At 71.0% G+C, this 18251-nt stretch carries 18 protein-coding genes; 15 read left to right on the plus strand and 3 right to left on the minus strand.

Annotation, left to right across the window (positions count from 1 at the left end; translation table 11 throughout):
* Positions 1–6 precede the first annotated feature (6 nt).
* Complete coding sequence (locus tag ACIBEJ_RS11920) at positions 7–132, plus strand: hypothetical protein (RefSeq protein WP_397182651.1); 126 nt, start codon at positions 7–9, stop codon at positions 130–132.
* Here the strand turns inward: ACIBEJ_RS11920 and ACIBEJ_RS11925 are convergent.
* Positions 114–950: a polysaccharide deacetylase family protein gene (locus ACIBEJ_RS11925; protein WP_397182652.1), complete on the minus strand. Its 837-nt coding sequence runs from the start codon at positions 948–950 to the stop codon at positions 114–116. The genes ACIBEJ_RS11920 and ACIBEJ_RS11925 overlap by 19 nt on opposite strands.
* 94 nt (positions 951–1044) lie before the next feature.
* On the opposite strand from ACIBEJ_RS11925, the gene ACIBEJ_RS11930 reads away from it, so the two are divergent.
* The 3 genes from ACIBEJ_RS11930 to ACIBEJ_RS11940 all read left to right on the plus strand — a co-directional run bounded on the left by ACIBEJ_RS11930 (position 1045) and on the right by ACIBEJ_RS11940 (position 3415).
* Positions 1045–1686 (plus strand): carbon monoxide dehydrogenase subunit G, encoded by a 642-nt coding sequence (locus ACIBEJ_RS11930; protein WP_397182653.1) that lies wholly within the window; start codon positions 1045–1047, stop codon positions 1684–1686.
* 125 nt (positions 1687–1811) lie between these two features.
* Entirely contained in the window at positions 1812–2708 is an 897-nt protein-coding gene (locus tag ACIBEJ_RS11935; protein ID WP_397182654.1) for a hypothetical protein, read from the plus strand.
* 38 nt (positions 2709–2746) lie between these two features.
* The gene (locus ACIBEJ_RS11940) at positions 2747–3415 is read left to right on the plus strand and encodes a DsbA family protein (protein ID WP_397182655.1); all 669 of its coding nucleotides are present in this window, start codon (positions 2747–2749) and stop codon (positions 3413–3415) included.
* Here the strand turns inward: ACIBEJ_RS11940 and ACIBEJ_RS11945 are convergent.
* Positions 3412–4056 carry a thymidine kinase gene (locus tag ACIBEJ_RS11945; RefSeq protein ID WP_397182656.1) on the minus strand — a complete coding sequence of 215 codons (645 nt, stop codon included), beginning with the start codon at positions 4054–4056 and terminating at the stop codon, positions 3412–3414. The genes ACIBEJ_RS11940 and ACIBEJ_RS11945 overlap by 4 nt on opposite strands.
* A gap of 61 nt (positions 4057–4117) precedes the next feature.
* Here ACIBEJ_RS11945 and ACIBEJ_RS11950 point away from each other — a divergent pair, with 61 nt between their 5' ends.
* The 7 genes from ACIBEJ_RS11950 to ACIBEJ_RS11980 all read left to right on the plus strand — a co-directional run bounded on the left by ACIBEJ_RS11950 (position 4118) and on the right by ACIBEJ_RS11980 (position 12241).
* Positions 4118–4501, plus strand: coding sequence for a hypothetical protein (locus tag ACIBEJ_RS11950; RefSeq protein ID WP_397182657.1), 384 nt, complete (start codon positions 4118–4120; stop codon positions 4499–4501).
* A gap of 42 nt (positions 4502–4543) precedes the next feature.
* Positions 4544–6592: a hydantoinase/oxoprolinase family protein gene (locus ACIBEJ_RS11955; RefSeq protein ID WP_397182658.1), complete on the plus strand. Its 2049-nt coding sequence runs from the start codon at positions 4544–4546 to the stop codon at positions 6590–6592.
* A 3-nt stretch (positions 6593–6595) separates the two neighbouring features.
* Positions 6596–8407: a hydantoinase B/oxoprolinase family protein gene (locus ACIBEJ_RS11960; RefSeq protein WP_397182659.1), complete on the plus strand. Its 1812-nt coding sequence runs from the start codon at positions 6596–6598 to the stop codon at positions 8405–8407.
* A gap of 45 nt (positions 8408–8452) precedes the next feature.
* Entirely contained in the window at positions 8453–9022 is a 570-nt protein-coding gene (locus ACIBEJ_RS11965) for a hypothetical protein (RefSeq protein ID WP_397182660.1), read from the plus strand.
* Between the two features lie 176 nt (positions 9023–9198).
* The gene (locus ACIBEJ_RS11970) at positions 9199–10092 is read left to right on the plus strand and encodes a Gfo/Idh/MocA family protein (RefSeq protein WP_397182661.1); all 894 of its coding nucleotides are present in this window, start codon (positions 9199–9201) and stop codon (positions 10090–10092) included.
* A 53-nt stretch (positions 10093–10145) separates the two neighbouring features.
* Positions 10146–11153 (plus strand): NAD-dependent epimerase/dehydratase family protein, encoded by a 1008-nt coding sequence (locus ACIBEJ_RS11975; RefSeq protein WP_397182662.1) that lies wholly within the window; start codon positions 10146–10148, stop codon positions 11151–11153.
* Between the two features lie 65 nt (positions 11154–11218).
* A complete protein-coding gene (locus ACIBEJ_RS11980; protein ID WP_397182663.1) occupies positions 11219–12241 on the plus strand; it encodes a dihydrodipicolinate synthase family protein in 1023 nt (340 codons plus the stop codon).
* A 449-nt stretch (positions 12242–12690) separates the two neighbouring features.
* On the opposite strand, the gene ACIBEJ_RS11985 is transcribed toward ACIBEJ_RS11980, so the two are convergent.
* Complete coding sequence (locus ACIBEJ_RS11985) at positions 12691–13896, minus strand: hypothetical protein (RefSeq protein ID WP_397182664.1); 1206 nt, start codon at positions 13894–13896, stop codon at positions 12691–12693.
* A 68-nt stretch (positions 13897–13964) separates the two neighbouring features.
* Between ACIBEJ_RS11985 and ACIBEJ_RS11990 the strand changes: the two genes are divergently transcribed.
* The 4 genes from ACIBEJ_RS11990 (at position 13965) to ACIBEJ_RS12005 (ending at position 18248) form a co-directional block, all read left to right on the plus strand.
* A complete protein-coding gene (locus tag ACIBEJ_RS11990) occupies positions 13965–15095 on the plus strand; it encodes a DegT/DnrJ/EryC1/StrS family aminotransferase (protein WP_397182665.1) in 1131 nt (376 codons plus the stop codon).
* A gap of 110 nt (positions 15096–15205) precedes the next feature.
* On the plus strand, positions 15206–16459 hold the full coding sequence (locus tag ACIBEJ_RS11995; RefSeq protein WP_397182666.1) for an ABC transporter substrate-binding protein: 1254 nt from the start codon (positions 15206–15208) through the stop codon (positions 16457–16459).
* Positions 16460–16509: 50 nt separating this feature from the next.
* Entirely contained in the window at positions 16510–17385 is an 876-nt protein-coding gene (locus ACIBEJ_RS12000; RefSeq protein ID WP_397182667.1) for a carbohydrate ABC transporter permease, read from the plus strand.
* Positions 17382–18248, plus strand: a complete 867-nt coding sequence (locus tag ACIBEJ_RS12005; RefSeq protein WP_397182668.1) for a carbohydrate ABC transporter permease — start codon at positions 17382–17384, stop codon at positions 18246–18248. Before ACIBEJ_RS12000 ends, ACIBEJ_RS12005 begins: the two co-directional genes overlap by 4 nt.
* The last annotated feature ends 3 nt before the right edge of the window (positions 18249–18251 follow it).

The following is an 18251-nucleotide window of genomic DNA, read 5'->3' on the forward strand; positions in this document are numbered from 1 at the left end:
CCCGTCATGCACCCCTTGTTCCGCGAGATCATCGCACCGCCGCTGTGGGAGGCGCCGCCGGAGGAGGAGCGCCGCAACCGGCACCGCCGCCGCCGCGCCGTCCTGGTCAGGCGTCAGGTCGCGGCCAGGTAGGCCTGAAGGTCGCCCAGCTCGTAACCACGCCGCTTGATCTTGTCGACCAGAAAGCGGAAGTCCCTCGCCAGGTTGGGACGGAAGTGCAGCAAGAGGATGTCACCGGGGCGCAGCCTCTTGTCGGGAACCTGGTAAGCGATCTTGCCGCCGGGCTGGACGGTGGCGGTCCACAGCAGGACGTCCCTGATGCCGCAGGACTTCGCCGCGGCCAGGGTGTCGGCGTTGTAGTTGCCGAACGGGGGCCGGAACAACGCCGGACGGGCGCCGATCCGCTGGGCGATCAGCCGGGAGGCGCCGCAGATCTCCGCGCGCTGGGCGTCACGGCCCAGCAGGCGCAGGTTGGGATGGGTGAGCGTGTGGTTCTCCACCGCCACCCCCGCCTCGCGCAGCTCCTGGAAGTACCCCCACTTGCCCGCGCCGACGAACTTTCCCGTGCCGCCGGCCGGATCCGGCGCCCCTTTGGCCTCGACCGCGTCGCGCATGGCGAAGGCGGTGATCGGGATGCGCTCCTCGCGCACCTGCCGGACGAAGCCCGGGTCCTGCTCCCAGCCGTCGTCGATGGTCAGGAAGACCACCTTGCGCCGGGTCGGGATCGAGCTGATGACGCGCGGGCGCGGGCCGGGGATCGTGCGTACCTCGCCTGGGCGGGGCTTCACGCCCGCCGCTTCCTGGGCCTGCGGGGCCGGTGACGCCTGCTTCGGCGGGGGTTCTGCCGCCGGTTGGGCCCGCCCCGCCGTACAGGCCGCGGACATCGCCGACAGCGCCACCATCCCCGCCGCGCACGCACGGCGCGGCCCCCCGAAGATCCCCCTGGCCATGGCGCCCCATCATGCCAGCTCGACGAGGACTTCCCGCGGTTCTCGGCGGGAGTTGCCATGCGGGAGCAGGGGGTCGTGTGCCTAGAGTGGCCGTGTGAAGGTCGCAGGCAGTGCCGTGATCGGCATCGAGAGAGATCGTGTGTGGGCGGCGCTCCAGGATCCGGCGGTGCTGGTACGCACCATCCCGGGCTGTGAGCGCCTGGAGGAATGCGGGCCGGACACCTACCGCATGACGGTCACCGCCGGCGTGGCCGCCATCAAGGGCGTCTACCACGGCGAAGTCGGGCTTTCCGCGCCCCTGGCGCCCGAGAGCTTCGTGCTGCGGGCCCGTGGCCAGGGCGCGCCCGGCACCGTGGACGCCACCGTCCACGTCCGGCTGAGCGAGGTCGAGGACGGCACCCGCGTCGACTACGACGCCGAGGCCGTGGTCGGCGGCATGATCGGCGGGGTGGGGCAGCGGATGCTCGGGTCGGTGGCCAAGCGGACGGCGGGGGAGTTCTTCACGGCCGTGGAGACCCACCTGCGCGAGGGGCCCGCGCCGGCCGAGACGGCCGTCGTCGCGGCGTCGCCCTCGGAGCGGCCGGCGGCTCCCCAGTCCTACGAACGGCCCGCCAAGGAGCACACGCAGGCCCGGCCCTGGGTCATGCTGGGCTCGTTCGGCATGGGCGCGGGCGTCGCCCTGACCGGCGTGGTGCTCGGCTGGCTCCTGGGCAGGACACGTCGCCGCCCCGGCTAGCCACGAACCGCTCCCGCTCGCCATCACGAATCGCCGTGCGAGCGGCGCGGGCCCGCCCCTCGCGGGGGAGCCGCCCGCCGGGCCCGGCGTAGCGGAAAAGGATCTCCCGGCGTAGCGTTGCAGGTATGCGCCAGGCACATGCTGAAGACGCCAGGACCGAGGCCCGGCGAGTCGTCCGCAACCTGCTCGGCGAGGACCGGCCCACCGCCGAGCTGCTCATCGGCGACGCGACCCCGGTGCTCGGTCACGAGCGCACCGCCCGCTGCCTCGACCTGGCCCTCGGCGCGTCGCTGACTCGCCGCTCCGCGGAGCTGGCCGCGATCGCGGCGCTCCTGGTCGGCACCAGGGAACTCGGCGAGACCTGGTGGTCGCAGACCAGGGGCGGCAAGCTGCCCGCGCCCGACGAGGTGCTGCGCACGGCCGTCGCCATCGAGCCGTGGACCGATCTCACGGCGCTGGAGATGCTCGGCGCCTGGATCGCCGACGACGCCGCCGACCAGTTGTGGGGCCGGCCCGTCGCGCAGGTCGACCTCAACTCCTGGCAGGCCGAGGACCGCTTCGACCTGCCCGGCGGCGTGAAGCCCGGCCAGCGGCTCGTGGTGCACTTCGACGCCGGCGGCCGCCTGGACGCGGTGGTGACCCGGCGGCCCGACGACGACCTGGGCTCCAACCTTGACTTCCATTCGCTGCGCTACTCGCGTCCCGCGGAGGCGCAGTGGAGCTGGGGCGTGGCCGCCGGTCTCGGCCCGCACCACCTGCCGGGCGACTCGCCCGACCCGTACGCCAGGAAGGTCGACCAGCGGGCGGTGGGCATCCTGCGGGCCTGGGCGCTGCGACACGGCGCCGGCCAGGACCTCCTCGGACCCACGTGGGAGACGGTCGGCGACGTGGTGGCCGCGATCGAACGGGTGGACTGGATGTGGCGCTCGGCCGAGTGGTTCGGCTGGTGGCGCGGGGCTTCGGCGCTGGTGGACGACTCGGGCTACCTGCCGTACCGGCTGGACGAGCTGGCCGCCGGATAGCGGAATGCGGCGACCGGTGCGCTGGGTTGTCTTGGTACGTGAAAGTTGAAATTTTCTCCGATGTCGTCTGCCCGTGGTGCTATGTCGGGCACACCCGCTTCGCCCGCGCCGCCGACGCCTTCCGCGCCAAGGGCGGCACCGTCGAGATCACCATGCGTCCCTTCCAGCTCAACCCCGACGCGCCCGCCGAGGGCGAGCCGCTGCTCGGCGCACTGGAGCGCAAGTTCGGCCCGAACGCCGGCCAGATGACCTCCCAGGTCACCGCCGTGGCCGAGCAGGAGGGCCTCGAACTCAACTTCGACCGGGCCGTGAGCGCCAACACCGCGCAGGCGCACCGGCTCATCCATCTCGCCACCGAACAGGGTCTCGGCGAGGAGATGTCGCAGCGGCTGTTCAAGGCCCACTTCACCGACGGGCTCAACGTCGGCGACGCCGAGGTGCTGGCCAAGCTGGCCGCCGAGGCGGGCGTGAGCGACGACGGCGGCGGCACGGCCGAGGTGGACGAGCAGCTCGCGCGGGCCCGGCAGCTCGGGATCACCGGCGTGCCGCTGTTCCTGTTCGAGGGGCAGTTCGCGGTCTCGGGCGCGCAGCCGTACGAGACCTTCGTCGCGGCGCTGGACGAGGTGGCCGAGCGGACGGGCCAGAAGCCCATCACGGTGCTGGCCGCGCCCGCGGACGGCTGCGCCGACGACAGTTGCGCGATCTAGAGGCCGCGCAGCGGCTGGCCCAGGTCGCCCGCGCGGTGGTGGCGGCGGCACAGCACCTGGTAGCGGACGGCTGAGGCGTCGGTGTCGCCGATGACGACCTGCTCGCCGGTGCGGGCCATCACGCCGCCGACCACGCGGGCGTTGAGCTGGCCCGGCCGCCCGCACCAGCACAGGACCTCCACCTGGAGCCTGCTCACCTCGTCGGCCAGCTCGAACAGCCGCTGCGCCGCGGGGAACATCACCGAGCGGAAGTCCGAGGCCAGGCCGAAGGCGTAGACGTCGACGCCGTGCTCGTCGACGAGGTCGGCGAGCTGCTCGATCTGCTCGACGGAGTAGAAGCACGCCTCGTCGCAGATGAGGTAGTCGACGGGGTCGTGCTTGGTGACCAGCGCGACCAGGTCGAGGCCGTCCTCGACCTCGATGGCCTCCAGCCCGAGCCCTATCCTGCTCGTCACCTGGGGCCCGCCCGAGCGGTCGTGCTTGGTGAGCACGAGCCCGCGCCGCCCCTGCCTGCCGTGGTTGTAGTTCAGCTGCAGGGCGAGGGTGGACTTCCCGCAGTCCATGGGCCCGAAGTAGAACTTCAGCACGGCATCGCGGCCGGCGGCGGAGGGCGCGGCAGACAGAGCAGACGATTCGGTCACGGAGTGCCACCTTAGTGGTTGGCTTATGGGAGATTTGTCCCAAGAGCCTCAGGAGGACGCCTTGGTCACAGAGAAGCCCGCCGACAAGCCGCCGGCGCTGGACGCCATGATGACGCCCGACGATGTCACCGCCGCCCAGGCGGACGCCGCCCGCTGGCGCTACGGGTTCTTCGTGGTGGTCACCGGCATCGTCGCGATCCTCGTCGCCTTCGGGGCCGCGGTCTTCGCCACCAGGGAGTTCGCCGCGCTGTTCGCGGGCGTCGCCGGGGTGGTCGGCACGATCATGGGCGCCTACTTCGGCGTGCAGGCCGGGCAGTCGGGTAAGGCGCGCGTGGAGTCGGAGCTGGCGAAGTCCCAGGAGATGGTCGTACGGCTGGCCGCCTACGTGGGCACCCAGAACGCGCCACGGGTTATTGACGAAGTTCTGGGCCGGCGCCGTACATGATGGCAATCCGTCTGTTATCCGAGCCCAGTACACATATGAAGCATGCGTAGCGTGCGTATCGGAGTCGACACCGGCGGCACGTTCACCGACGTCGTGGCGGTGGACGAGAGTACCGGCGAGGTCGTCACCACGAAGACGCCCTCGACCCCGGCCAACCCGGCCGACGGGTTAATCAGGGGCATCGAGAAGCTCGGCGAGTTCGACGTGAGCTCGATCGTCCACGGCACCACCGTGGCCACCAACCAGTTGCTCGAGGACCGGATCTCGGAGCTGGGGTTCGTCACGACCGAGGGCTTCGAGTTCATCCTGGAGATCGCCAGGCAGAGCGTGCCCGACGGGTACGGCAACTCCTACTTCTGGGTCAAACCGCCCAGGATCGTGCCCGTGCACCTGGTCAAGACCGTGGGCGGGCGCCTGGACCACCTCGGCGAGGAGGTCCGGCCGTTCTCCGAGGAGCAGGCGGTCGAGGCGGCGCGCTGGTTCCGCTCCAAGGGGATCACCGCGATCGGCGTCTGCTTCCTGCACTCCTACGCCAACCCCGAGCACGAGCGGCGCATGCGCGAGGTGCTGGAGCGCGAGCACCCCGAGGCCGTGGTCTCGCTCTCCAGCGACGTGCTGCGGGAGTACCGCGAGTACGAGCGCTCGATCACCACGCTGGTCGACGCCGCGGTCAAACCGGCGATGCGGCGCTACATCGCCAGCCTCTCGGAACGGCTCGGCATGCCGTTCTCCGTGATGAAGTCGAACGGCGGGATCCTGTCCGCCCGCGAGGTCGTCAACCAGCCGATCACCACCGTGCTGTCGGGACCGGCCGCCGGCGCCCTCGGCGCCGCGCTGATCGCCTCCACGGCGGGCCACCCCTCGGTCATCACGCTGGACGGCGGCGGCACCTCCACCGACGTCGCCGTCGTCGTCGACGGCGAGCCCTCGACCACGACCGAGGGCGCCATCGGCCGGTACCCGTGCAAGATCCCGATGATCGACATCGTCACCGTCGGCGCGGGCGGCGGCTCGGTCGCCTGGATCTCGCCCGAGGGCACGCTCAAGGTCGGTCCCCGCTCGGCCGGCGCCGACCCGGGCCCCCTCTGTTACGGCAGGGGCGGCGCCGAGGTCACCGTCACCGACGCCCATGTCTACCTCGGCCGCATCCCGCCCCACCTGCTTGGCGGCGAGATCCCGCTGGACGTCTCCGCCGCCCGCGCCGGCATCGAGGACCTGGCCGACAAGCTCGGGCTCAGCCCCGAGCGCACCGCGACCGGCATCCTGGAGATCAGCGCCTTCAACCAGAGCAACGCCATCCGGCGCCTGACCGTCAAGCGTGGCCTGGACGTGCGCGACTTCCCGCTGGTGACGTTCGGCGGATCCGGCCCGTTGCTGGCCTGCCGCCTCATCGACATCCTCGGGCTGCCCGCGGTGCTCGTACCGCCCGGACCGGGCAACGTCTCCGCCTTCGGCCTGCTCACCGTGGACGTCAAGAACGACTACGTCCGCACCCACGTGACGCGCTCGCTCGACCTGCGCACGGCCGCGCGGATCTTCGGCGAGCTGGAGTCCACGGCCGCCGAGGCGCTGGACCGCGAGGGCTTCGACGACCCCGTCCACGCGCGCAGCGCCGACCTGCGCTACTACGGCCAGGCCTACGAGGTCCGGGTCCCCGCCCCGGCGGGCGCGCTCGACGAGGGCTGGCACGCTGAGGTCACCGCGCGCTTCCACGACGCCCACGAGAAGCTGTACGGCTACGCCTACCGCGACGACCCCAGGCACCCGGTCGAATGGGTCAACCTGCGCGTCTCCGGCATCGGCCCCATCACCCGCCCGGCCATCCGCCGCCTCGAAGGCGACTTCCCCGAGCAGGAGCCGCAGACCAGGGCGGTGCACTTCGACCACCCCACCCCCGCCACGCCCATCCACCAGCGCGCCGGCCTGGCCCCGGGCACCGTGATCGAGGGCCCCGCGGTCATCGAGGAGTACGGCTCCACGATCCCCGTCCACCCCGGCTTCCACGCGGAGGTCGACCCCTTCGGCAACCTGGTGCTGCGCCCCGGCAAGCCCGAAGCCGCCGAAGCCGCCGCGAATGAGGAGGGCGAGTAACCCATGAGCGCCGACCCGATCCTCATCGAGATCGTCGAAGGCACGCTGGCCTCGGTCGAACGTGAGGTCGAGACCGCCATCGCGCGCACGGCCCGCTCGCCGATGATCCGCGACGCCCACGACTTCCGCGCCGGCATCCACGACGTGAAGCTCAGGAAGCTCACCGGCCGCTCCTACAGCGCCCTCGTCCAGCCCGTCGTCAGGGACTTCCCCGTTGAGACGATGAAGGAGGGCGACGTCTACTTCCACAACGACGTCTACCTCTCCGAGGGCGGCATCGGCCACCTGCCCGACCTGTGCGTGACCGTCCCGGTCTTCCACGAGGGCGAGGTCGTCGCGTTCGTCCAGGCGTTCGGCCACCACGACGACATCGGCGGCTCGGTGCCCGGCAGCATGCCCTCCCACGCGCGCAGCGTCTTCGAAGAGGGCCTGATGGTGCCGCCGATCAAGCTGTGGGACCAGGGCGTGCCCAACGAGGCCGCGCTGCGCATCATGACCAGGAACTCCCGCATGCCCGACTCCCTCGCCGGCGACCTGGATGCCGAGTGCTCGGCCTGCCTCATGGGCGCGCGCCGCCTGTCCGAGCTCTTCCAGCGGTACGGCAGGGCCGCCGTCCAGGAGTGCTTCGACGCGATCATCTCCAAGACCACCGAGACCTTCCGCCGCGAACTCCTGGCCAAGATCCCCGAAGGCGTCTACGTCTGGGAGGACTACGCCGAGCACGACGGCGTCGACGAGCCGCGCCTGCACGCCCAGCGCATCACGCTGACCGTCGACCACGCCAGGCCCGCGCCGCTCACCATCGACTTCACCGGCACCTCGCCCCAGGCCAAGGGGCCGATCAACCACGCCGGCGACTACGCCGACGGCGTGTTCCTGAAGAAGTGGCTGGCCCCGGTGCTGCGCAACCTGGCCGACACGCCGGAGCGCATGGCCGAACTCGACGTCAACGAGGGGGTGGTGCCGCTGATCGAGATGCGTTTCCCCGACAAGGGCACCCTGCTCACGCCCGTCTTCCCCGCGCCCACCAACGCCCGCACGTTCGTCATCCTGCGGCTGCTCGGCGTGCTGGCCGGGGTGCTGGCCAAGGCCACGCAGGGACGCATGCCGGCCGACCAGGAGACCATCCGCTACACCGGTGTGCACGGGCTGGACGGGGAGGGCCGGCCGTACCTGATGAGAGAGGTTCTCGGCGGCGGCTCCGGCGGGCGCTGGTACGCCGACGGCGAGGACACCATCCACATCGTGCCCGACTCGCGCAACATCCCGGTGGAGTTCGCCGAGGCGCGCTGGCCGTTCCGGGTGGAACGGCTGGCGCTGGCGTGCGACTCGGGCGGGCCCGGCATGTACCGGGGCGGGCTCGGCTACGACAAGCACATCAGGATGTTGCGCGACGCGTCGTACATGTCGATCGCCGACCGTTCGATCCTGTCGTGCTGGGGCGTCAACGGCGGGCTGGCCGGGCGGCCGTTCCGGGTGGAGGTCGGGGGCAAGGAGATGGAGGGGCTGGTCGACGACCATCCGGTGCAGGCGGGGGAGGTGGTCCGCATCCGCACCACCGGTGGCGGCGGGTGGGGCTCGCCCTACGACCGCGACCCCCGGGCGGTGGCCGCCGACGTACGCGACGGGAAGGTCTCCATCGCCGGGGCGCTGGGGGACTACGGCGTGGTCCTGGACGGGGACCGCATCGACGAGCAGGGCACGGCCGAACTCCGCGCCCGCCTGCGCCCGGCCAACGGCCGCTTCTTCGACCGCGGCCCCGGCTACACCCGCCTGTCCGGCGGCAACCCCGCCCCAGAAGTGGACGAACTGTAAGGATCTCATTACGGGCCGTAATGGAGGCGGCTAGCATGATCCGACGTGAACGCCCCCTCCTCTGCCTACGTCGATGAGTCGATGCGGGTCTCGCATGGTCTCTATGTGATGGCGGCCGTGCTGGTCGCGCCCTCTTGTGCCGCCACCTTCCGTGCTGTGCTCCGCTCCCTGCTGATCGGGAAGCAGGCGCGGCTCCACTGGCGGGACGAGAGCGACCGTCGCAGGGCCTTGATCGTCGAGGCGCTGGCGGCGCTGTGTCCCTTGGGCATCGTGGTGGTCGCCAGTGGGCTGGACCGGCGGCGGCAGGAACGCGCCCGCCGTAAGTGCATGGAGACGCTCCTCTGGGAGCTGAGTGGATGCCATGCGGCGGACGTCGTGTTCGAGCGGCGCAACGAGGTGCTGGACGCCCGGGACGCGGAACTGGTCGAAACCCTGCGTGGCCGTCACGCGATGGCTCCGCGGCTGCGCGCGCGGTGGTGCTCGCCCTTGGAGGAGCCTCTGCTCTGGATGGCCGACATCGTCGCAGGCGTGGCGTCGCTGAACGAGGTGGGGCAGGGGGACCTATGGGCCGCGATCAAGGACGGGGTGACGGTCGCGCGGATCGAGGTCTCGTAGAAAGGCGCGCGCCCGGGCTTCCGTCAATTCCGGCGGTGCACCCGGGCCCACTTCCATCCCCCCCAGCAGGAGGGCGGCCTGCGTTCACTGTACCCGGGTGAACACCGTCTGTCACTCGAGTTGGTGTGGGGTGCCATGATTTCCCCCGTTCGTGGAAACGATGGGGAGGAGTCATCATGCGGATCGCACTGGCCGGGCTGGCCACCAGTCACCCCTACAGCGACGCCAGGACGCTGGCGCGGCATGCCGAGCTGAGTGTGTGGGAGCGGGATCCGGAGCGGCTCGGGCGGTTCGTGGAGGAGCATCCTCGGGCCAGGGTCGCGGGCGACCTCGCGGAACTGCTGGCCGGTGAGCCGGACGGGGTGGTGCTCACCGTGCCCAACCCGCAGGCGCCGGCGGCGCTGGGCGCGGTGCTGCGTACCGGGGCGCCGGTGTTCATGAATAAGCCGGCCGCCGCCTCCAGGGAACAGCTCGAGGCGCTGGATCGGCTGGAGATCACCGACCGGGTGCTGTCGACGTCGGTGCTGCGGTTCGCGCCGGCGTTCGCGGGGGTGCGGGTGGATCCGGCGGAGGTGCTGGGGGTGCGGGCGACCGTACGCCATGACGTGGGGATGTGGGCCAACGGCTACAACGCCTGGCAGGACACGCCCGGCCAGGGCGGCGGGACCATGGTGACGATGGGCGTGCACGGGGTGGAGTTGCTGGTCGCGCTGCTCGGTCCCGAGGTACGGCTGGCCGGCGCGGCCGGTGCCGTACGCCACTACGAGGGGCTGCGCTCGGAGGACACCGGCGTCATGGCGCTGCGGTGGGGCAGCGGGATCACCGGCACCGTGGAGATCATCGGGGTCTCCGCGGACGAGGCGTACACCGTCACCGTCCACACCCGCGACGGCTCGCGGGAGATCGTCATCGAGGCCGGCGACGACCATCTGAAGGGTCTCGGCTACGAGGGGACGGTCGGCGCGTTCCTGGACATGGTCGGCGGCGCGCCCAGCCCGGTGCCCTGGGAGCAGACCCGCGCGATCCTCGAAGTGCTGGTTTCGGCGCGCGAAGCGGTCCCTACCCATTGACAGGGCCAGACTCCGATAGTTACGGTCTGGACCGTAAATGAGAGGAGTTCGGGGTGCGGACGGTATCGGAGCTCGAAGAGCGGCTGGCGCGGCCGAGCGCGGGGCTCGTCGACGACCTGGCCAGGCTCGACGGCGACATCATGATCCTCGGCGCGGGCGGCAAACTGGGCCCCAGCCTGGTCAGGCTGGCGCTCAACGCCACCCGGGGCGATAGGCGCGTGGTGGCGGTGTCCAGGTTCTCCGAGCCCGGCCTGGCCGACGCGCTGACCGAGGAGGGCGCGAGCGTGGTCAGCGCCGACGTGGCCGACGAGGCCGCGCTGCGCGACCTGCCCGACGTCGAGAACGTGGTCTTCCTGGTCGGCGCCAAGTTCGGCACCCAGGGGGCCGAGCACGCGACCTGGTTCACCAACTCCTACCTGCCCGGCCGCGTCGCCGACCGGTTCAGGCACAGCAGGATCGCCGCCCTGTCCACCGGCAACGTCTACCCGCTCATGCCCGTCACCAGCGGCGGCGCGACCGAGGAGACCAAACCGGACCCGGTCGGCGAATACGCGATGAGCTGCCTCGGCCGCGAGCGCGTCATGGAGCACTTCAGCGAGAAGTACGGCACGCGCCTGGCCCTCATCCGCCTCAACTACGCGGTCGAGATGCGGTACGGCGTGCTCGTCGACCTGGCCCAGAAGATCGTCGCCGGGCAGCCCGTCGACCTGGCCACCGGGCAGGTCAACGTCGTCTGGCAGGGCTACGCCAACGAGGTCACGCTCCGGGCGCTGCTGCACGCGGACGCGCCGCCGTACCTGCTGAACCTGACGGGACCCGAGCTGATCTCGGTACGGCAGGCCGCGCAGGCCCTCGGCCGCGCGATCGGCAAGGAGCCGGTGCTCGTCGGCGAGGAGGCGCCCACCGCCCTGCTGTCGAACGCCGCCCGATGCCACCGCCTGTTCGGCTACCCGGAGCTGACGCCGGCCGAGCTCATCGAGCACACGGCGCGCTGGGTGTCCGAGGGCGGGCCGCTGCTCGGCAAGCCGACTAAGTTCGAGCGGCGCGACGGCCGGTTCTGATCAGCATGCTCATCGACCAAGGGGGAAATCACGTGCTCAGCACGGCTCCAGATGCTCAGACGTCCGTGCGGGACCTGTTCAGGCGCGGCCTGGTCATCCCGGCGCACCCGCTCGCGCTGGACGCGGGCAGGAAGCTCGACGAGCGCCGCCAGCGGGCGCTGACCCGCTACTACGTGGACGCGGGCGCGGGCGGGCTGGCCGTGGGCGTGCACACCACGCAGTTCGCCATCCACGGTACGCCGCTGCTGGCGCCCGTGCTGGAGCTGGCCGCGGAGACCTCCCGTGAGGCCGAGCGCGAAGTCGTGCTGGTGGCCGGCGCGACCGGTCCGACCGCGCAGGCCGTGGCCGAGGCCGAGCTGGCCAGGACGCTGGGCTACCACATGGTGCTGCTCAGCCCCTACGCCGAGCTGGACGAGGACGCGCTGATCGAGCGGGCGCGGGCAGTGGGCGAGGTGCTGCCGGTGATCGGCTTCTACCTCCAGCCCGCCGTGGGCGGCCGGACGCTGTCGCGCGACTTCTGGACCCGTCTGGCCGGCATCGAATCTGTCGTCGGGATCAAGGTCGCGCCCTTCGACCGCTATCGGACCCTCGACGTGTTGCACGGTGTGGTGAGGGCCGGGCGCTCCGACGAAGTGGCGCTCTACACCGGCAACGACGACCACATTCTGGCCGACCTCATCACCCCGCACCGGGTCGTCGTGGACGGGCGCGAGGTCGAGGTGGAGTTCGTCGGCGGGCTGCTCGGGCAGTGGGCGGTGTGGGTGCGCAAGGCCGTCGGGCTGCTTGAGGAGGCGCGGCGGGCGCGCGGGGGCGACGACGAGGCGGTACGCAGGCTGCTGAGCCTCGACGGCCACCTGACCGACGCGAACGCGGCCATCTTCGACTCGGCCAACGGGTTCCATGGGTGCATTCCGGGGATCCACGAGATCCTGCGGCGGCAGGGGCTGCTGGCGGGGCGCTGGTGCCTGGATCCCGAGGAGGATCTGTCGCCCGGGCAACTGGCGGAGATCGACCGGGTGTGGGCGGCCTACCCGTGGCTGCGGGACGACGAGTTCGTGGCCGAGGGCCTGGACCGGTGGCTTTCCTAGAGTTCGACCCCGAGCCCCGGCGCCGCCCCCCGGCACCGGGGCTCCACCACGCCCACCCCCACCCCTCCACCCCAGAACCCTCCACCCCAGGTCTGACCACCCCAGGTCTGACCACCCCAGGTCTGACGTGCTGTGGTCTGACGTGCTGTGGGTTGACGTGCTGTGGGTTGACCGCCTGCGGGCTGACGTCCCTGGGTCGGACATCCAGCGGGCTGACGGTCTGTGGGGTGACGGCCCTCGGGTTGACGGTCTCGGGTCTGACGGTCTCGGGTCTGACGATCCAGGGGTTGAAGGACCCGAGGCGGGTGGGCCGTGGGTTGACCGACCCAGGGCTGATGGACCCACGGCTGACGGACCTGGGTCTGACGGTCGAGGGGTTGACCGGCCTGGGTCTGACAGCCCAGGGGTTGACGGGCCTGGGGGTGAGCGGGCCTGAGGTGGGGGTTGGGCTAGAGGGTGAGGCGGTACAGGGTGAGGGGGCGGCCGCTGCTGCCGCTGGTCAGGTTGCCCGTTCGCTCGGCCAGCCCCGCCAGCTCCAACCGGTGCAACATCCTGCGCGCCGTCCGCTGCTGCACCGCCAGCCGTTCCGCGATCTCCCGGGTGGTCAGCGGCTCACCCCCCGAGGCGTCCCGGGCCTCCAGCAGCCGCTCCAAGGTCGGAACCGACAGCCCGACCCGCCGCGCCAGCACGGACAGGTTCTGCTCACCGGCCGGCGTGCTGGTCACCGACTCCAGCACGATGTCGGTGTCGGCCCGCAGCGACAGCACTGCCGCCACGTCCCCGATCCGCCGCGCCCTGGCCAGGGCCCGCCGCGCCAGGCTCTCCGCCTCGGCGGCGCTGCGTCCCAGCCCGAACCCGACCCGCACCACCCGGCTGCCCGCCGCCAGCCGTCCCAGCATGGGCAGCCCGGTGAACCCGCCGGTGGCGTCGTACAGCGGCCCGCGGGTGGTCACCAGCAGGTGGGTGCCGCCGCGGAAGCCGGCCAGCGTGCCGCCCAGCGCGGTGGCCTCGCGCAGCAGTCCCTCCTCGCCGTCCACCTCGACGAGCCCGAGCGCGATCTGCGCGTCCTCCTGCGCTTGGCCCTCGGCGGTCAGCAGGAGCTGGCGCAGCGCCACCCGCACCGAGTGCACCGACGGCGCGAGCCGCAGCACGTGCATCTCCCCGCGCAGCGCCTCGTGCACCGAGCTGAGGCAGGTGATCACCGGGTGGCCGGGCCCGCGCCGGTGGAAGGCGATGGCCTTCTTGGAGGTCATCTCCGGCCGGTAGCCGAGCGTGCGGAGCTGGTCGGTGGGCAGTCCCGCCTCGGTGAAGGTGGCGGTGACGTCGGCGGGCGCGAGCGTGTCGATGGACAGCCGGGTGACGTCGTAGCCCTCGTGCTGCAGGCGGACCAGGCCGCTGAGCAGCGTCGCGCCGGAGTAGTCCACGAACGCGGCGGGCCGGGAGAGCATGTCGGCGTCGCGGGCCAGCATGTACGGGACGATGCCGGTGAACAGCCAGCCCTCCACGGCGTTGGCGTGGGCCTCGACGATGGCGGGGGCCTGCGACTCGTGGTCGTAGTCGAGCCGCAGCGCGCTCACCCCGGGCTGCTCCTCGCAGGTGGCCGCGACGTCGTCGACCAGATCGTGCGGGCCGACGACACCGATGACGATACCCACCCTCGCCTCCTTCTTCACTATTACGGTCAAGACCGAAAGGTTAACTTGTGACTCTCAAGTTTCCAAGCATGGCCGAGTCCGCCGGCCGTACCCTCGGCGACGAGGAGATCGCGGCGCTGGAGCGGGTGATCCGCTCGGGCATGCTCAGCTCCGTCTGGGGGACGGAGGTGCGCGCGCTCGAAGGCGAGATCGCCGAGCTGTACGGCTCCCGCCACGCCATCGCGTGCAGTTCCGGCACCGCGGCCCTCCATCTCTCGGTCGTGGCGGCCGCACCGGACCCCGGGGACGAGATCATCACGACACCGATCACGGACTTCGGCACGGTGGCCCCCATCTTGGCGCAGAACGCCGTCCCTGTCTTCGCCGACGTGGACCCCGCCACCGGCATTCTCGACCCGGAATCGGCCGCCAGGCTCATCGGCCCCCGCACCCGCGCGATCATGGTGGTCCACCTGTTCGGCGCGCCCGCCCCGATGGCCGCCTTCCGCGCGCTGGCCGACGAGCACGGCCTGGCGCTCATCGAGGACTGCGCCCAGGCGTGGCTGACCGAGCTGCCCGGCGGCCGGTACGCGGGCACGGCCGGCGACGTCGGCACCCTGAGCCTGCAGCAGTGGAAGCACATCACCTGCGGCGACGGCGGCCTGACCCTCACCGACGACGACGAGCTGGCCAGGCGCATGCGCCTGTTCGCCGACAAGGGCTGGGACCGCGCGCGGGGCCGTTCCCACGAGAGCCTCGGCCTCAACTACCGGATGACCGAGCTGCAGGGCGCCGTCGCCCGTGCCCAGCTCGGCAAGCTGCCGGGCGTGGTGGCCGACCGGCGCCGCACCGCCGTACAGCTGATCGAGGAGCTCAAGGACCTGCGGACGGTACGGCTGCCGCGCCCGGACGGCCACGCGTGGTGGTTGTTCCCGCTCGTCCTGCCCGGCGGCGGCGCCCACGAGCTGGCCGGGAAGCTGCGCGAGGAAGGAATTCCGGCGCGGGCCGGATACCTGACGCAGACGCTCAACCAGGCACCGGTCCTCGATGCACCGCTGTACGGGAACTCGCGCTACCCGCTGGAGGGCTACCGGGCGGCCGCCTGCCCGGAGGCGGAACGGCTGGTCGGGGATACGCTGCTGGTCATCGACTGGAACGAGAACTACACCGGCGAGCACGTGGCCGCCATCGCGGCCGGCGTGCGGGCGCACTGCCGGTGACCGATATCCCGGAGGGCCGCCTAGTTACGGTCATGTATCAGGCATTGACCCCCTGTTCTTCCGATCGCTAGGTTTCGGTCTAGACCGGTATTACGAAGAAAGGAAGGCCCATGAGGAAGGTAGCGGTAGCCGGCCTCGCGGCCGCCTTGGGAGTGACGCTCGCCGGATGCGGCGGATCCGACGGAGGATCCGACGGCGGCAAGAGCACGGTGACGATGTGGATGTACCCCGTCATCGACGACCAGGCCAAGAGCAAGGCGTTCTGGGACAAGGTCGAGAAGGACTTCGAGGCGAAGAACACCGGCATCGACGTCAAGATCGAGCAGCAGCCCTGGGACGGCCGCCAGCAGAAGGTGACGGCGGCGCTGGCCTCCAAGAAGGGATTCGACCTGGTCCTGCTGGGCCCCGACCAGATCCCGCAGTACGTCAAGCAGGGCACCGTCGCCCCCGTGGACGACGCGGTCGCCGCCGACAAGGCGTCGTTCCGCCCCAACGCGCTGAACGCGCTGAGCGTCGACGGCAAGCTCTACGGCGTCCCGATCTACCAGACGATCACGGCGCCCATCTGGAACAAGAAGCTGCTCGACGACGCCGGCGTCACCGAGGTGCCCAAGACCTGGGACGAGGTGCTGGCCGCCGCGCCGAAGCTGGCCGCCAAGAAGACGCCGATCCTGCTGTACCCCGGCGCCCCCGAGACCTCGCTCAACCTCAGCTTCTACCCGATCCTGTGGGCCAACGGCGGCAGCGTCTTCGCCGCCGACGGCAAGAAGGCGGCCTTCAACGGCCCCGAGGGCGTGAAGTCGCTGCAGTTCCTGCTCGACCTGCAGAAGGCCGGCGGCCTGCCCGCGAACGCGGCGACGCTGGCCAACGTGATCGAGGGCAGCCCGCTCGCCCAGGGCAAGATCGCCATGTACCACGCCGCCGCCCCCATCGGCGCCACGCAGCTCGGCGCCGGCGTCGGCGAGGAGAACGTGGTCGTCGGCGGCCCGATCGAGGGCGCCAAGAAGGTGGCCTTCGGCATCCCCGGCGGCATCGTGCTGGCCAAGGCATCGAAGGTCGCCGACGCGGCCAAGAAGTTCGCCGCCTACGTGGGCTCGGCCGAGGTCGCCACCCAGCTCGCCACCGAGTCCGGGTACTTCACCGCCCGCACCGACGCCTCGCCGGCGAGCGCGTCGCCGCTGGCCAAGGAGTTCGAGAAGTCGCTGGAGTTCGCCTTCCCCGGTGACACGCACCCGGCCGCCCGCCAGGTGATGACCGCGCTCGCGCCGGAGATCCAGTCGGCGCTGCAGGGCAAGAAGACCGCCCAGCAGGCGCTCGACGACGCCGCCAAGCTGGTCGACGACCAGCTCGCCACCGCGGGCTGACGTACCTGGGGAGGCCGCCCGCGCGGCCTCCCCATCCCTCTGCGAAAGGCGTGAACTCCGTGCGACACCGGCTGCGCGACCCCATCACCGGGTTGCTGTTCGTCCTGCCGATGCTCGTGCTCTTCGTGATCTTCCGGTTCGTTCCCTCGCTGGGCGCGGCGGGCATGAGCCTGACGGACTACCAGATCAGCGGGGAGTGGAGCTTCATCGGCGTGGACAACTACGCCAGGCTCTTCAACGATCCGATCTTCATGGGCGCCCTGCGCGTCACGATCGTCTACGTGGCGATCTACGTGCCGCTCACGCTGATCGTCTCGCTGTGCACCGCCCTCCTGCTCAACTCGGTCATCTTCATGAAGGGCCTGTTCCGGGGCATGCTCTTCCTGCCCTACGTGACCAGCTTCGTCTTCGCCGGCGTGATCTGGCGGTGGATCTACGAGTTCGACGGCCTGATCAACGGCCTGCTGGCCAAGATCGACATGGGCCCGATCGGATTCCTGGACGACACCGCGCTGGTCCTGCCCTCGCTGGCCGCCGTGTCGGTGTGGAAGGGCTTCGGCTACTCGATGCTCATCCTGCTGGCCGGGCTGAAGTCGATCCCGCCCTCCTACCTGGAGGCCGCCCGCGTGGACGGCGCCAACGCCTGGCAGCGCTTCCGCAGCATCGTGCTGCCGCTGCTGCGTCCCGCGCTCTTCTTCGTCGTGGTCATCGAGACGATCGGGGCGTTCCAGACCTTCGACGTCATCTACGTGATGACCGGCGGCGGGCCCTCGCGCGCCAGCTACAACCTCATCTACGCGCTCTACGACCAGGGCTTCGGGAACTTCAACGTGGCGTACGCGGCCACGATCGGCATCGTGCTGTTCATCCTGGTCTTCATCGTCTCGATGATCCAGCGCCGCCTGCTCGATCGGAGCAACTCATGACGCTTACCGAGACCAAGCCGGTGACGGCGGCGCCCGCGCGGCCCCCGGGGCCCCGGCGCAGGACCGGACGGCAGTGGCCGCTGGTCGTCCTGCTCGCCCTGGTCGCCGTGCTCACCGTCAGCCCGTTCCTGCTGATGCTGGTGCTGGCGCTCAGTCCCAAGAACGAGCCGACCCTGCCGCACCAGTGGCCGGAGACGCTCACGCTGGACAACCTGGTCACGAACCTGACCTCCTCCGGCTTCCTCGGCTGGACGCTCAACTCCTTCATCTACGCCGGTGTCTCGGTGGTCGTCATCCTGCTGACCGCCTCCATGGCCGGGTACGCCTTCGCCAAGAAGCGCTTCCCCGGCCGCGACGCCATGATGTGGGCGTTCCTGGCGACGATGATGGTGCCCTTCCAGGCCACGCTGATCCCGCTGTTCATCCTGGTCTCCGACCTCAACGGCGCGGACACCTTCTGGGGCCTGATCGTGCCCACGCTGGCCAACTCCCAGGCCGTGTTCCTCATGCGGCAGTTCATCCGGGACCTGCCGGACGAGCTGTTCGAGGCGGCCAAGGTGGACGGCGCGCCCGAATGGCGCATCTACCTGCAGATCGTGGTGCCCCTCACCAAGCCGATCCTGGCCACCCTGGGCGTCTTCGTCTTCCTGTGGCACTGGAACGATTTCCTGTGGCCGCTGGTCGCCACCAGCAGCGAGGAGGTGCGCACGCTCACCGTCGGCCTGTCCACGCTGCGCGGCGAGCAGTTCCCGCAGTCGATGGAGATGGCCGCCGCGGCGATCTCGGTCGTGCCGTGCCTGGCCGTCTTCTTCCTGCTCCAGCGCTACCTCGTCAACAGCATCGCGATGACCGGGTTGAAGTAACCC

The organism is Nonomuraea sp. NPDC050790, from assembly GCF_044456745.1.
Taxonomy (GTDB): Bacteria; Actinomycetota; Actinomycetes; order Streptosporangiales; family Streptosporangiaceae; genus Nonomuraea.